General features: G+C 37.5%; 12 protein-coding genes, 2 tRNA genes, 1 rRNA gene and 2 riboswitches. Of the genes, 3 read left to right on the forward strand and 12 right to left on the reverse strand.

Features of this window, described 5'->3' with window-relative positions; genetic code table 11:
• From H280_RS0121590 to groES, 5 genes are all read right to left on the reverse strand, one after another.
• Positions 1 to 207: ribosomal RNA gene (locus H280_RS0121590) — 16S ribosomal RNA — on the reverse strand; the annotation flags it as partial.
• Positions 208 to 697: 490 nt separating this feature from the next.
• Positions 698 to 2,023, reverse strand: coding sequence for an NCS2 family permease (locus H280_RS0121595; RefSeq protein WP_020063189.1), 1,326 nt, complete (start codon positions 2,021 to 2,023; stop codon positions 698 to 700).
• 130 nt (positions 2,024 to 2,153) lie between these two features.
• A riboswitch (purine riboswitch) is annotated at positions 2,154 to 2,255 on the reverse strand.
• 159 nt (positions 2,256 to 2,414) lie between these two features.
• The gene (gene guaA, locus H280_RS0121605; RefSeq protein ID WP_020063191.1) at positions 2,415 to 3,953 is read right to left on the reverse strand and encodes a glutamine-hydrolyzing GMP synthase; all 1,539 of its coding nucleotides are present in this window, start codon (positions 3,951 to 3,953) and stop codon (positions 2,415 to 2,417) included.
• Between the two features lie 151 nt (positions 3,954 to 4,104).
• A riboswitch (purine riboswitch) is annotated at positions 4,105 to 4,206 on the reverse strand.
• A 202-nt stretch (positions 4,207 to 4,408) separates the two neighbouring features.
• Positions 4,409 to 6,043: a chaperonin GroEL gene (gene groL, locus H280_RS0121610; RefSeq protein WP_020063192.1), complete on the reverse strand. Its 1,635-nt coding sequence runs from the start codon at positions 6,041 to 6,043 to the stop codon at positions 4,409 to 4,411.
• Between the two features lie 44 nt (positions 6,044 to 6,087).
• Positions 6,088 to 6,372: a co-chaperone GroES gene (gene groES, locus H280_RS0121615; RefSeq protein ID WP_020063193.1), complete on the reverse strand. Its 285-nt coding sequence runs from the start codon at positions 6,370 to 6,372 to the stop codon at positions 6,088 to 6,090.
• Between the two features lie 330 nt (positions 6,373 to 6,702).
• Here groES and H280_RS0121620 point away from each other — a divergent pair, with 330 nt between their 5' ends.
• Entirely contained in the window at positions 6,703 to 7,431 is a 729-nt protein-coding gene (locus H280_RS0121620; RefSeq protein ID WP_028411340.1) for a CPBP family intramembrane glutamic endopeptidase, read from the forward strand.
• Between the two features lie 2 nt (positions 7,432 to 7,433).
• On the forward strand, positions 7,434 to 7,631 hold the full coding sequence (locus H280_RS0121625; RefSeq protein ID WP_020063195.1) for a YdiK family protein: 198 nt from the start codon (positions 7,434 to 7,436) through the stop codon (positions 7,629 to 7,631).
• A gap of 26 nt (positions 7,632 to 7,657) precedes the next feature.
• Here H280_RS0121625 and H280_RS0121630 read toward each other — a convergent pair whose 3' ends face one another.
• Positions 7,658 to 8,287 carry a redox-sensing transcriptional repressor Rex gene (locus H280_RS0121630; protein WP_020063196.1) on the reverse strand — a complete coding sequence of 210 codons (630 nt, stop codon included), beginning with the start codon at positions 8,285 to 8,287 and terminating at the stop codon, positions 7,658 to 7,660.
• Between the two features lie 183 nt (positions 8,288 to 8,470).
• Between H280_RS0121630 and H280_RS0121635 the strand changes: the two genes are divergently transcribed.
• Complete coding sequence (locus H280_RS0121635; protein ID WP_020063197.1) at positions 8,471 to 10,396, forward strand: ABC-F family ATP-binding cassette domain-containing protein; 1,926 nt, start codon at positions 8,471 to 8,473, stop codon at positions 10,394 to 10,396.
• Positions 10,397 to 11,051: 655 nt separating this feature from the next.
• Here H280_RS0121635 and tsaD read toward each other — a convergent pair.
• The 6 genes from tsaD to H280_RS0121665 all read right to left on the reverse strand — a co-directional run bounded on the left by tsaD (position 11,052) and on the right by H280_RS0121665 (position 14,203).
• The gene (gene tsaD / locus H280_RS0121640) at positions 11,052 to 12,068 is read right to left on the reverse strand and encodes a tRNA (adenosine(37)-N6)-threonylcarbamoyltransferase complex transferase subunit TsaD (protein ID WP_020063198.1); all 1,017 of its coding nucleotides are present in this window, start codon (positions 12,066 to 12,068) and stop codon (positions 11,052 to 11,054) included.
• On the reverse strand, positions 12,068 to 12,511 hold the full coding sequence (gene rimI / locus H280_RS0121645) for a ribosomal protein S18-alanine N-acetyltransferase (protein ID WP_020063199.1): 444 nt from the start codon (positions 12,509 to 12,511) through the stop codon (positions 12,068 to 12,070). The genes tsaD and rimI overlap by 1 nt, the downstream gene beginning before the upstream one ends.
• Positions 12,512 to 12,522: 11 nt before the next feature.
• Positions 12,523 to 13,215 (reverse strand): tRNA (adenosine(37)-N6)-threonylcarbamoyltransferase complex dimerization subunit type 1 TsaB, encoded by a 693-nt coding sequence (tsaB, locus tag H280_RS0121650; protein WP_020063200.1) that lies wholly within the window; start codon positions 13,213 to 13,215, stop codon positions 12,523 to 12,525.
• Positions 13,196 to 13,669, reverse strand: coding sequence for a tRNA (adenosine(37)-N6)-threonylcarbamoyltransferase complex ATPase subunit type 1 TsaE (gene tsaE, locus H280_RS0121655; protein ID WP_020063201.1), 474 nt, complete (start codon positions 13,667 to 13,669; stop codon positions 13,196 to 13,198). Before tsaE ends, tsaB begins: the two co-directional genes overlap by 20 nt.
• A gap of 378 nt (positions 13,670 to 14,047) precedes the next feature.
• Positions 14,048 to 14,123: transfer RNA gene (locus H280_RS0121660), tRNA-Asp, on the reverse strand.
• A gap of 3 nt (positions 14,124 to 14,126) precedes the next feature.
• Positions 14,127 to 14,203: transfer RNA gene (locus H280_RS0121665), tRNA-Met, on the reverse strand.
• Position 14,204: the final 1 nt, after the last annotated feature.

Genomic DNA, 14,204 nt, shown 5'->3' on the forward strand with positions numbered 1-14,204 from the left:
AATTTCGCACCATGCGGTGCAAAATGTTATCCGGTATTAGCCCCGGTTTCCCGGAGTTATCCCAGTCTTATAGGCAGGTTACCCACGTGTTACTCACCCGTCCGCCGCTAACTTCTTAAGAGCAAGCTCTTAATCGGTTCGCTCGACTTGCATGTATTAGGCACGCCGCCAGCGTTCATCCTGAGCCAGGATCAAACTCTCCAATAAAGTGTTTGTCTAGCTTCATAAATAAAAATTGACGTTTCACGTTGTTTGTTTCGTTCAGTTTTCAAAGAACTTGTCTGCCGCTCATTTGCGACTTCCTCATGTTAACATCTCAGTCATTCGATGTCAACTAAGTTTTTTATTTCATTTTTGCTTTCTGCTTTGTTTCAGCAGCAACTCGTATAATACTACACCCTTTTATTTTAAACGTCAATACGTTTTTCTAATAAAATATAAAAAGACTCATTTCCTATCAATAAGCCTTTTAGCTATCTCTAATTAATAATGTATCAATCACTGCTACCGCTCTCACTAGCCCTGCTTTTATATCGCTTTTTCATTTTGTCTATAACCCAAGTTATTTTCTTTATATACCTTATACAACTTTCATCTATATCAAGTTACAAAATATCCACAAGTCAACTGAACCTTCCATATTTTATTACACCAAAAAGGACTAGGCATCCCCTCCTAGTCCTTTCAAAAAACCCCTTTATTTACGAACATACATGAAATAGAGTACAAACAAAATTGCCATGACATACATAATCGGATGAATTTCTTTTCTTCTACCTTTCACAACCATTGTAATTGGATAGAAGATAAACCCAATCGCAATTCCCGTTGCGATACTGTATGTAAGCGGCATTGCAATAATTGTAAAAAATGCAGGTACTGCTGTTTCGAATTTCTTCCAATCAATTTCTCCTAATGATGAAACCATCAACACCCCTACAATAATTAAAGCCGGTGCTGTTACTGATGGTGTTACTACACTTAATAATGGCGAAAAGAAAAGTGCTAATAAGAAGAAACCTGCTGTTACAACTGCTGTAAATCCAGAGCGTCCTCCTGCTGCTACCCCTGCAGAGGATTCAATATAGGACGTCGTTGTTGATGTACCAAGTATTGCTCCGATTACAGTTGCAATCGCATCAGAAAATAACGCTTTTCCTGCACGCGGTAATTTATTATCTTTCATTAAGCCAGCTTGATTAGCAACTGCCACAAGCGTCCCTGCTGTATCAAAAAAATCAATAAAAAAGAAAGTTAATATAACAACGAGCATCTTAGCGGTAAAAATATCTCCAAGGTGTTGAAGAGCAACTCCAAATGTCGGTGTTAAGCTTGGAACTGCACCAACAATCGACTTTGGTGTATCAATTAATCCTGTTGCTACACCAACAATTGCTGTAAGCACCATTCCAAAGAATACTGCCCCATTAACGTTTCTTGTCATTAAAATAACGATTACAACTACACCAAAGATAGCAAGTAATGTCGTTCCTTTCGTTAAATCACCTAAACCAACAAGTACAGCATCATTATTTACAATAATCCCCGCATTTTGAAAACCAAGAAATGCGATGAACAACCCAATTCCAGCTGCTACTGCAAACTTTAATTCTGTTGGAATTGCGTTAATAATTTTTTCACGAAGGCCGGAAGCTGTAAGAAAAATAAACATAATACCTGATACTAATGTTCCAGCAATCGCCGTTTGCCATGGAATCCCCATTGTTAATACGGCTGTGTAAGCAAAGAAAGCATTAATCCCCATCCCCGGCGCTAGTGCGATTGGATACTTTGCAAAAATCCCCATAATTAGTGATCCAATTGCCGCTGCTAAAGCCGTAGCAACAAATACTGCTCCCGGATCCATTCCGGTTCCTGCCGGCAATCCCTTAACATGTCCCAGCGATAGTGTAGCGGGATTAACAAACAATACATATGCCATAGACAAAAATGTTGTTAATCCTGCAATGAACTCTGTTTTGTAATTTGTGCCGAGCTCATCGAACTGAAAATAACGTTTCATCCTATGTTTCCCCCGTTATATAATTGCTCGTCGCACTCCTTACTAGCCCCTTTTTTATTTTTAAAAATAAAAAAGGCTTCCAATGCATTATACATGGAAGCGTCTGTAAACAAAGGCAAGTATCCCTTACCCTTATATTAAAACGCCTCGTAGTCAAGCCATTTACGGTAGCAAGGTAGAAACTTTCGGGCCATATTCCCGATATTATACGACGGCTGAAATATTCATTTTTATTACTAATTACATATTCATATTAACTCATATACAAGTAAGTGTCAATTCGAAAAACGAACGTTTTTTAATTAAAATTAATTTTCGTTCGTATAAAAACAAAAAAAGACAATCCATCTATGCATAAAGGTATAGATGGATCGTCTTCTATAGTTTCACTTTATTCCCACTCAATCGTTGCTGGTGGCTTAGAAGTAATATCATACACGATACGGTTAACGTGTTTCACTTCGTTTACGATACGTACAGAGATTTTCTCTAATACATCCCAAGGAATACGTGCCCAGTCTGCTGTCATACCATCAATAGATGTTACCGCACGAATACCTACTGTGTAATCATACGTACGCTCGTCACCCATAACACCTACACTTCGCATACCAGGAAGTGCAGTGAAATATTGCCAAACTTCACGGTCTAAACCTGCTTTTTTAATTTCTTCACGTAAAATCGCATCAGATTCACGAACAATTTCTAATTTCTCTTCTGTAATTTCGCCTAATACACGGATACCAAGTCCTGGACCTGGGAAAGGTTGACGCCATACGATTTCATCAGGAATTCCTAGTTCTGATCCTAATTCACGTACTTCGTCTTTAAATAACGTATTTAAAGGCTCGATTAACTTAAACTGCATATCTTCTGGAAGTCCACCAACGTTATGGTGAGACTTAATTGTTTGTGCAGTCGCTGTACCACTTTCAATAATATCTGTGTACAGTGTACCTTGTGCTAAGAAGTCCATTCCTTCTAGTCTAGAAGCTTCGTCATCGAATACATAAATAAATTCATTACCGATGATTTTACGTTTTTGTTCCGGATCTTCAACACCTGCTAATTTGCTCATGAAGCGTTCTCGTGCGTCCACTTTAATAACGTTCATGTGGAAACCTTCGCTAAATGTTTTCATAACCCCTTCAGCTTCTCCTTTACGAAGTAAGCCGTGATCAACGAAAATACATGTTAATTGGTCACCGATTGCTTTATGAATTAATACAGCTACAACAGAAGAGTCTACGCCGCCGCTAAGTGCACATAATACTTTTTTGTCGCCTACTGTTTCACGAATCTTTTCTAATTCTACTTCAATGAAGTTTTCCATATTCCAGCCTTCAGTACAACCACAAACGCCGAATACAAAGTTCTTAATTAAATCGTTACCGTGCTCAGAGTGACGCACTTCTGGGTGGAATTGTACGCCGTATAAGTTTTGTGCTTCGTTGCTCATACCAGCAATTGGACAAGAGTCACTTGTTGAATCTACTACGAAACCTTCTGGTAAACCTGTTACTAAGTCACCATGACTCATCCAAACAACTTGTTCTTCTGGAAGGTTTGTATATAATTTCGATTGGTTCTCTACTTTTAATACTGCTTTTCCATACTCACGATGGTTTGCACGTTCTACTTTTCCACCAAAGTGCTTTGTCATTAATTGCATGCCGTAGCAAATACCGAAGATCGGTAAGCCTAAGTCAAAGATTTTTTCATCGCAGTGGAATGCACTTTCGCCATATACACTGTTCGGTCCACCAGAGAAGATAATTCCTTTTGGATTCATTGCTTTAATTTCTTCTGCTGTAATTGTATGTGGATGAAGTTCACTATACACGCCAAATTCACGAATGCGACGCGCAATTAACTGGTTATACTGACTTCCAAAATCTAAAACGATAATTGTATCGTGCTGTTTCTTCAAAATAATCACCCCATAGTTCTGTATATAAACATTTTCACCAATTTGGTAAAAACAATTACCAATATAATAAAAAAAGCCAGTCCCCTGCCCTCAGTCTCATAACAAAGAAAAGGCAGAGGCCTAGCTTTACAAAGAAATCCGTTCCTTATAAATATAGACACACTGCCTTCATAGTCAGGTTGTTTACGGTAACCCGGTAGAGACTCTCAATCCGTATTATTGAGGATATATGAAGGAACGTTTAATATTATCTTCCTAGATTCTAACAATGAAGTATCAATACGGTCAAGGAGAAAGCGACAAAATTCTACAGAAATTATTTCCCTATATAGCAAGACTACTCTCAACGATTGATATCAAATACCATTCAACGCAAAAAGACTACCTCCTCTCATTAGGAAGTAGTCTTCTTACTAACTATTTATACATTGAACGGCTTCTCAAATGAGGGCTTATTACATCATGCCACCCATACCACCCATGCCCATGCCGCCCATGTCAGGCATTGCAGGTGCATTTGGTTCTGGTTTGTCAGCAACAACTGCTTCAGTTGTTAAGAACATTGCTGCAACAGATGCTGCGTTTTGAAGAGCAGAACGAGTTACTTTCGTTGGATCTACGATACCAGACTCAAGCATATTTACCCATGCGCCTGTTGCTGCATTGAAACCAACGCCAACTTTTTCGCCTTTTAAACGCTCTACAACTACAGAGCCTTCTAAACCAGCGTTCACTGCGATTTGACGAACTGGCTCTTCTAAAGCACGAAGTACGATGTTGATACCTGTTGCTTCGTCGCCTTCAGCTGCAAGACCAGCTACTTTAGTATATACGTTCATAAGTGCAGTACCACCACCAGCTACAATACCTTCTTCTACTGCTGCACGAGTTGAGTTAAGTGCATCTTCAATGCGAAGTTTGCGCTCTTTCAATTCTGTTTCAGTTGCCGCACCTACTTTAATTACAGCTACGCCACCTGCTAGTTTTGCAAGACGCTCTTGTAATTTTTCACGATCGAATTCAGAAGTTGTTTCTTCTAACTGTGCACGAATTTGACCGATGCGTGCTTCGATTTGTTCTGTATTTCCTACACCTTCAACGATTGTTGTATTTTCTTTCGTTACAACAACTTTGCTAGCGCGTCCTAAAGATGCGATAGTTGCAGATTTTAAGTCACGGCCTAACTCTTCTGTAATTACTTCGCCACCAGTTAAGATTGCGATATCTTCTAACATCGCTTTACGACGATCACCGAAGCCAGGAGCTTTAACAGCTACTACGTTGAACGTACCACGAAGTTTATTTACTACTAATGTAGCTAACGCTTCGCCTTCTACGTCTTCAGAGATGATAAGAAGTGGTTTACCTTGTTGTACCACTTGCTCTAATACTGGTAAGATTTCTTGAATGCTAGAAACCTTTTTATCTGTAATTAAGATAAATGGGTTATCAAGAACAGCTTCCATTTTATCAGAATCAGTAATCATGTAAGGAGAAGCATATCCACGGTCGAACTGCATACCTTCTACTACATCTAATTCTGTTGTGAATCCTTTAGATTCTTCTAATGTAATAACGCCGTCGTTACCAACGCGCTCCATCGCTTCTGCAATTAATTGTCCTACTTCTTCGTCAGCAGCAGAAATAGCAGCTACTTGTGCAATAGAAGATTTACCTTCGATTGGTTTAGAAATCGTTTTTAATTCTTCAATTGCTGCTACAACAGCTTTTTCAATACCTTTACGAAGACCCATTGGGTTCGCACCAGCTGTTACGTTCTTTAAACCTTCACGAATCATTGCTTGCGCTAATACAGTTGCAGTTGTCGTTCCATCACCAGCTACATCGTTTGTTTTGCTAGCAACTTCTGCAACTAGTTTTGCACCCATATTTTCAAATGCATCTTCTAATTCAATTTCTTTTGCAATCGTTACACCGTCATTTGTAATAAGCGGAGAACCGAATTTTTTCTCAAGTACAACGTTGCGACCTTTTGGTCCAAGTGTAACTTTTACTGCGTTTGCAAGAGTGTCGACACCGCGAAGCATCGAACGACGTGCTTCTTCACTAAATTTAATATCTTTTGCCATAATATTTGACCCCCTTGAATTTTTAAAGATTTATATAATTATAATTAACCGATAATTGCTAAAATGTCGCTTTCACGTAAAATTAAGTATTCTGTACCTTCATATTTCACTTCAGTACCTGCATATTTTGAGAAGATGATACGATCTCCTGTAGCTACATCTAAAGCAACACGCTCACCATTTTCAAGCACACGACCAGTACCAACTGCCACTACTTTACCTTCTTGTGGTTTTTCTTTTGCAGTGTCTGGTAGTACGATACCACTTGCTGTTTTTTCTTCTGCTTGAACAAGTTCAATAATAACGCGATCACCTAATGGCTTTAGCATGAACAACAACCTCCTCAATTTTTTATGTAAATTTTTGTTTATTAGCACTCTATCACTTCGAGTGCTAACACACTTATTATAATAAAGAATCTCATTTTCTTTTGCAAGTGAAAAAACGTAATTTTTCGGAAAACTATTTCATCACCTCTCCAACTTGTTCAAAAGTGATTTTTCTTTACTTGATCATTACATAAGGGAAGATGCACTGATAGATTCCATCTTTTTTTCATCTTCTCCTATGTTACAATAAGAAGATGCCATAAGTTGTTTTCTCTATGGATAGAGCATTTTCCTTTTTCTTTACAAAAAATTCAAAAAGGAGTTACGAAATTGAAGAGACAATATTGGTGGGTTATTGTTACATATGTTTTGATGCAATTATCAAGTATAATTGGTGGATGGATTCTTTTAAAAAGCGGAGTATACAACGATGGGCACCGGACCTTCGAAAAAAAAGTTCAACTAGCAACGGCACATTGGGGATTGATTAGCTTCTTTATCGCTCTTATCATCATCCTCGTATTACTACGTAATGATACACAATCAGAAAAATGGAATCGAGGAAAAACAAATGTCCCTGCTACAATAGGGTGGATTATTTTAGGGATTTTTCTTGCTTTATTTGCCCAAGGCATTGCTGGCACAATTGAAACACAAGTTTTTAAAGTGAAGGCTGAATCTGAAAATACGCAAAACATTATCGGAATTATAAAAGCTGCTCCATTATTTATGATTGTTTCATCCATATTCGCTCCCATTCTTGAGGAAATTGTATTTAGAAAAATTCTATTTGGAACACTATACAAACGATATAACTTCTTTATCGCAGCAATTGTAAGTTCGCTTATATTTGCCCTCATTCATTTTGACCCTACACATTTATTAGTGTATATTTCCATGGGGCTTGTTTTTTCATTTTTATACGTACAAACAAAACGAATCATTGTACCAATTATGACTCATGTTATGATGAATACAACTGTTATGTTAATTACATTTGTACTTCGTCCCTATCTAGAAAAAGCTGAAAAACTGCAAGGATTCATTGGAGGATTTTAAACATGCGAAATTCACCATTTGTTATGGCAACTTTGTATTTTCTTCTAGGGTGTATTTTTACATACTTAGCAATCACAAGCGTGAAAGATACAATTTGGAATTTTTACACAATACTACTTGCTGTAATGGCAACAGTTGATTTTAATTTGGCAATTCGCATTCTTTTTTCTAAACCGAAAAAAGATAGTAAGAAAAAATAATAAAAACGCAGGACATTCCTGCGTTTTTATTGTGGATAATTTTTCAAAAAGTACGCGAGCGTTTGTAACTCTACTGCTAAGTCAATATGATGAATTCGAATATGTTCTGCTATATTTAGCCTCGCAGGTGTAAAGTTTAAAACACCTTGTATACTCGTATGTGATAAGCGATCTGCTACAGCTTGTGCAACAGAAGCAGGCACTGTTAATATTGCCACTTTTATATCATCTGATAGTCTCTCTTCTAATTCATCCAAATGATATACTGGAATCCCGCCGATTTCTTTTCCAACTTTCTCTTCATCAACGTCAAATGCCATCTCAATTTTTGTATTATTATTTTTCGTAAAATTGTAATGTAAGAAAGCTGTCCCTAAATTACCTACCCCAATTAATGCTACGCGTGTTACATCATCTTGATCAAGTGTTTTGCGGAAAAATGACAATAAATAATTTACATTATAGCCATATCCCTTTTTCCCTAATGCCCCAAAATATGAAAAGTCTCGTCGAATTGTCGCTGAATCGACTTTCACTGCTTCACTTAATTCTGCAGATGATACGCGTTGCTTACCAGATAACGATAGGTTTTGGATAAATCGATAGTATAGAGGCAATCTTTTGGCAGTCGCCTGCGGAATTTTAGGCTGCTCCATGCAACCCCCTCCTCTCTTCCTATCTGTTCAAGTGATTAAAACATGTACGGAAGTTTAGCATTATTAGTTTTCCTTGTATAATAGAGAGAGAATTTCTCTATTTATGTTCAACTATACACTATTTTTAGTATGATTGAGAAATATAATCATGGCAAAGTTAAGAAATTATTTGAGGTGAAAACATTGATTTTACTACAAGTGAATAACCTTTCCAAATTGTTCGCAGCTGAAGTGATTCTTTCAAACATTAAGTTAGAAGTACAGACGCGTGATCGCATTGCGCTTGTCGGGCGTAATGGCGCTGGAAAGTCTACATTATTAAAGATTATTGCCGGAGAATTATCTCATGACAGCGGCGAAATTATAAAACCGAAAGATGTATCTATCGGTTATTTAGCACAGCATACTGGTCTTGAAACATCGTTAACGATTTGGGATGAAATGCTAACAGTGTTTCTCCACCTAGAGCACATGGAAAGAGAACTCCGCAGACTAGAACAAGAAATGGGAAAAGAAGAAAATTTCACAAATGCAACCATTTACGAAAAATTGTTAGCAGAGTATGATCACCTACAATTAGATTATAAAAATAAAGGTGGTTATCAATACGAAGCTGATATTCGCTCTGTTTTAAGTGGACTTGGTTTTCCTCCCGAAACACACGAAACGACAATTTCCACATTAAGCGGTGGACAAAAAACTCGTTTAGCCCTTGGGAAGTTATTATTAACAAAACCAGATTTGCTTATTTTAGATGAGCCAACCAACCATTTAGATATCGATACATTAACGTGGCTCGAGCAATATTTACAAGGCTATCCTGGTGCTATTTTAATCGTTTCACACGATCGGTACTTTCTTGATAGACTTGTAACGCAAGTATATGAAATCTCTAATAAACAAAGTCGAAAATACACAGGAAACTACAGTAAATATTTAGACCTTAAAGCGGCACTATATGAACAAGAGATAAAACGTTACGAGAAGCAGCAAGAAGAGGTTACAAAATTACAAGACTTTATCCAAAAAAATATTGCTCGTGCTTCCACAACAAAGCGGGCGCAAAGCCGCCGAAAACAATTAGATCGTATGGAACTTATAGAAAAACCAATCGGTGATACAAAATCTGCTTCTTTCCATTTTGATATCGATAAACAAAGTGGTAATGATGTATTACAAGTTAAAAATATTACAATTGGTTATAATAATGAGCCAATTATTCAAAACATTCATTTCCAATTAACGAGAGGCGATAGTGTTGCGCTTGTCGGTCCAAACGGAATCGGAAAATCCACTTTATTAAAATCTCTTGTGGATAAACTTTGTCCTTTAAACGGAACTTTTTCGTTTGGTTCTAACGTTTCTATCGGATATTATGACCAAGAACAGGCAAACTTAACATCAGCAAAACGTGTAATAGATGAACTTTGGGATGATTATCCGATGCAACCAGAAAAAGAAATTCGCACGGTACTTGGGAACTTTTTATTTTCTGGTGACGATGTTCTAAAACCCGTTTCTTCTTTAAGCGGCGGACAAAAAGCACGTTTAGCTCTCGCAAAACTTATGATGCAAAAATCGAATGTACTTATTTTGGACGAGCCGACCAACCATTTAGATTTAAGCAGCAAAGAAATTTTAGAAAATGCGCTCATTGATTTTCCAGGAACAATTTTATTTGTTTCCCATGACCGCTATTTCATTAATCGCATTGCCACAAAAGTTCTTGAGTTATCCACAGACGGAGCAGAGGAATACCTCGGTGATTACGATTATTATGTAGAAAAGAAAAATGAAATGCTCAAACGCGCCGAACTTGAAGAACAAGAAACAAATAAACCTGTACAAAAACAAATAGCACAAGAAAAATTAAATTACATTGAAGAAAAAGAACGTAAAAAGCAAGAACGTCAACGTATGCGTAGAATTGAAGAATTAGAAGAAAATATTGCAACAATTGAAGAACAAATCATGACATTAGAAGAACAACTTTGTCTTCCAGAAGTATACGCTGATTATGAAAGAGCCAGTGATATTACGACAGAAAAACAAACACTTCAAGAACAATTGGAAGCATGTATGGAAGAGTGGGAAGAATTACAACTATGAAAAGGAGCTGACTCAAAAGAGATGTAGATGTCTTTTGAATCAGCTCCTTCTTATATGTTTACTGATATATCGGCGATTCGACATGTCAAGTACATGAAAAGGAGCTAACTATTCCTTTTTTATTTATCCCGCTTTAACAGACAGCAAGACCCCTACTGATGGAAGTTTAGCTTTATCCACAATAATATTCACATATTTACCTTTGTATTTTCAAGATAAACAAAAGATTTCCACATTATCCACAGGAAAAATAATATTTATCCACATTTTATACTCACAAAAAAACCTACATTATCAACAGATAATATAGGTTTTATCCACATATTGTGGTTAATTCTGTGTATAAAATTACATCTTTGTAACTACTCAGCTATACCTTTTAGAAATTTCGAGAAGGGTATGATTCTAGTGAAGATGTGTCTCTCTATTACTTGTAAATTCATTTTTTGCATATAGACTGCTGTCATGCAAACAGGGCAGGAGCCTACACGTATTGTCTACTTTTATTTTCAAACCTTGCACGTAGCAGGAAAAGGCCCTGACCGCTTCCTCCTATGCATCGCCAGTCCCTCTCGTCCATTAAAAAATGCTTTTCTGTCGGTTTTTTCATAAAGTAACTGAGTAGCTACTTTGCATTTATATATGTTCTCTTACATTATGATTCAATATCCAAACCAGGGTTTGCATTTAATGCTAACGTTGCCCTCTTTCCTTGCTCATATGCAATCGTACCAGCAGCAGCAATCATAGCAGCGTTATCTGTACATAAGGATAACGGAGGAATGATAAGTTCAACATCTTTTTTCTTTGTAAACTCTTCCTCTAAGCGTGCTCGTAATCCTCTATTGGCTGCTACCCCACCAGCAAGAAGCACTTGCTTTACACCATACTCTTCTGTTGCTCTTATTGTTTTTGTTACTAATACATCAATTACACTTGCCTGGAAACTAGCAGCTAAGTTTTCAGGTGTTAGTTCTTCCCCGCGCTGTTTTGCGTTATGCACAGTGTTAATAACTGCGGATTTTAATCCACTGAAACTAAAATCATACGAATCAGGTTCCAGCCATGCACGAGGCAAATCAATTGTCGGCTCTCCTTCATGCGCAAGACGGTCAATATGAGGTCCACCTGGATACGGCAATGATAACGTACGTGCCACTTTGTCGTACGCTTCTCCTGCAGCATCATCTCGCGTTTCTCCAATTACCTCAAATGAACCATGCTCTTTCATATAAACAAGCTCTGTATGTCCACCTGATACAACGAGAGACAGTAATGGGAATTGTAGTTCTTGTACTAAACGATTCGCATAAATATGTCCTGCGATATGATGCACACCAACTAAAGGAATATTATGCGCAAATGCTACAGCTTTTGCTGCATTCACCCCAATTAATAATGCGCCAACGAGGCCTGGTCCTTCCGTAACAGCAATTGCATCAATATCTTCAAATGTCACTTTTGCTTCTTTTAACGCTTCTTCTAATACAACCGTTATTTGTTCAACATGGTGACGAGATGCAATTTCTGGAACAACCCCGCCAAAACGTTTATGACTTTCAATTTGCGAAGCTACAACGTTCGCTAAAATATCTCGTCCATTTTTCACAACTGCTACAGCCGTTTCATCACAGCTTGTTTCAATACCAAGAATAATTGTATCTTTTTTCATCATAAGTTCACCCACATTACAAGACCATCTTCATAATTGTCTGTATAGTATCTTTTACGAATTCCGCCATTTTGAAAACCAAATTTTCGATATAACTTTTTCGCAACTTCATTTGAAACACGTACTTCAAGTGTCATCGTCTTTGCTCCAAAAGTTCTCGCTTTGTTCATTACCTCTTGTAATAACACTACTCCAAGCTTTAGACCACGGTATTTGGGCAATATTGCAATGTTCGTGATATGTGATTCATCAAGAATGATCCAAAGCCCGCAATAGCCTATAATTCCTTCCTCTGTTTCCAGCACAACGTAATGCGCATACTCATTCATGTTTATTTCCCGTTCAAATGCTTCGGCAGTCCAAGGCGTCGTAAATGAAGATTCTTCAATCACAACAATTTGTGGTATGTCCTCTTCCTTCATATTTCTAAATGTAATATTCATTTATAAGACTCCTACTTATTTTGACTTTCTAACCATTTTGCCTCTGCTTCTGCTAAACGAAGATAACTTGGTACAAATGTATGCACAGATTGCTCTTCTTTCTGTAAGCCTAAGGAAGCTAATTCACTTGGACGTGGATTATGTTTCGCCTGGGAAGCAAATACAGCTTGATCTCCTAACTGTTCTACAATTGTATCTTTATGCTGTTCTACATCATTTCCGATAAATAAAATAGGTTGCCCCATCTCTTTTAACATTTGCAGCCAATCAACAATAAGGACAATACGATCTTCTTTCACAGCTTGTAATGCTTGTTCCCTATATGTATATAATCCTGTATAAATTTGCTGACGACGGCCATCAAATAATGGGCAAATGTATCCTGGGAAATTGATTCCGTTTGCTGCTAGTACTTCTAAGCTCGATACACCGACAATTGGAATTTGCAGTGACCAAGCTAATGTTTTCGCTACTGTCACACCAATACGAACACCTGTATAAGAGCCCGGACCAGCCGCTACAACGATTTTATTTAATTCTTTTGGTTTTATATTACATTCCTTTAAAAGTTGCTCTACTGCTGGCATCAAACGCACAGAATGGTTTTTTGTTAAATTTGTAATGATCTCTCCTACAACAGTATTTCCATCAATAAGAGAAACTCCCATCACATAGTTAGAAGTATCAATTGCTAGTACTTTCATTTTGTAATAGCTCCTCACATAATCTAATATAACGTTCTCCGCTCGGCTCTAATAGAATTTTCCTTGTACTATCTCCCTCGTGGAATAAACTAATTTTTAAAAGTGAAGGTGGTAAGAAAGCCTCTATTAAATGGGCCCACTCCACCACTGTTACACCTTCACCATAAAAATATTCATCAAAACCTAAATCTTCTTCACTTTCTGCTAGACGGTATACATCCATATGATACAGCGGTAATCGTCCTTTATATTCTTTAATAATATTGAAAGTCGGGCTATTTACAACACGTTTTACACCAAGACCTTTTGCAAGACCTTTTGTAAATGTTGTTTTACCCGCACCTAAATCCCCTTCTAAAATCAAAACATCCTGCGCCTCAACTAATTGTCCAAGCTTTTCTGATAAATTCTGCGTTTTTTCTGCAGACATTGTCGTTATTTCATATTTATTCAAAAGTCTCACCCACCTTACTATTAGTATTCTCTATTTTTTATTATACAGATTTTTTATATAAATCCATTTTGTTTTTTCGATATCTAAGTCCCTGCTATGCAGAAAAAACGGAACCTTCACTCGCTTTCTCCCTTTGTTTAAACTTCGCACGTGGCAGAAAAAGGCCCCAACCGCTTCTATACATGGCCAGATGCTCTCGCTTACCTAAAAAGAGGGAGGTTTTATGTCAGATTTTCAATTTGTATTTATATTTTGTTTCAGTTTCAAATATATAAAAAAGACCTTAGGAGTTGTCCTAAGGATAAGATTGACTGTCTTATAAGTTTAATTAGAGTAAATAAAAAAACACGAAACATATTGTTTCGTTCTTTATATAAATGGCGGTCCCGACCGGGGTCGAACCGGCGATCTCCTGCGTGACAGGCAGGCATGTTAACCACTACACCACGGGACCATTTGGTTGCGGGGACAGGATTTGAACCTGCGACCTTCGGGTTATGAGCCCGACGAGCTACCGTGCTGCTCCACCCCGCGA

The organism is Bacillus sp. 123MFChir2 (assembly GCF_000383235.1).
In the GTDB taxonomy this organism is placed as follows: domain Bacteria; phylum Bacillota; class Bacilli; order Bacillales; family Bacillaceae_G; genus Bacillus_A.

What these genes read in the sequence shown, in the direction of transcription:
- H280_RS0121595 (WP_020063189.1), bottom strand. Translation starts at nt 2,023, where the DNA reads ATGAAACGTTATTTTCAGTTCGATGAGCTCGGCACAAATTACAAAACA.
- groL (WP_020063192.1), bottom strand. Translation starts at nt 6,043, where the DNA reads ATGGCAAAAGATATTAAATTTAGTGAAGAAGCACGTCGTTCGATGCTT.
- groES (WP_020063193.1), bottom strand. Translation starts at nt 6,372, where the DNA reads ATGCTAAAGCCATTAGGTGATCGCGTTATTATTGAACTTGTTCAAGCA.
- H280_RS0121625 (WP_020063195.1), top strand. Translation starts at nt 7,434, where the DNA reads ATGCGAAATTCACCATTTGTTATGGCAACTTTGTATTTTCTTCTAGGG.
- H280_RS0121630 (WP_020063196.1), bottom strand. Translation starts at nt 8,287, where the DNA reads ATGGAGCAGCCTAAAATTCCGCAGGCGACTGCCAAAAGATTGCCTCTA.
- tsaD (WP_020063198.1), bottom strand. Translation starts at nt 12,068, where the DNA reads ATGAAAAAAGATACAATTATTCTTGGTATTGAAACAAGCTGTGATGAA.
- rimI (WP_020063199.1), bottom strand. Translation starts at nt 12,511, where the DNA reads ATGAATATTACATTTAGAAATATGAAGGAAGAGGACATACCACAAATT.
- tsaB (WP_020063200.1), bottom strand. Translation starts at nt 13,215, where the DNA reads ATGAAAGTACTAGCAATTGATACTTCTAACTATGTGATGGGAGTTTCT.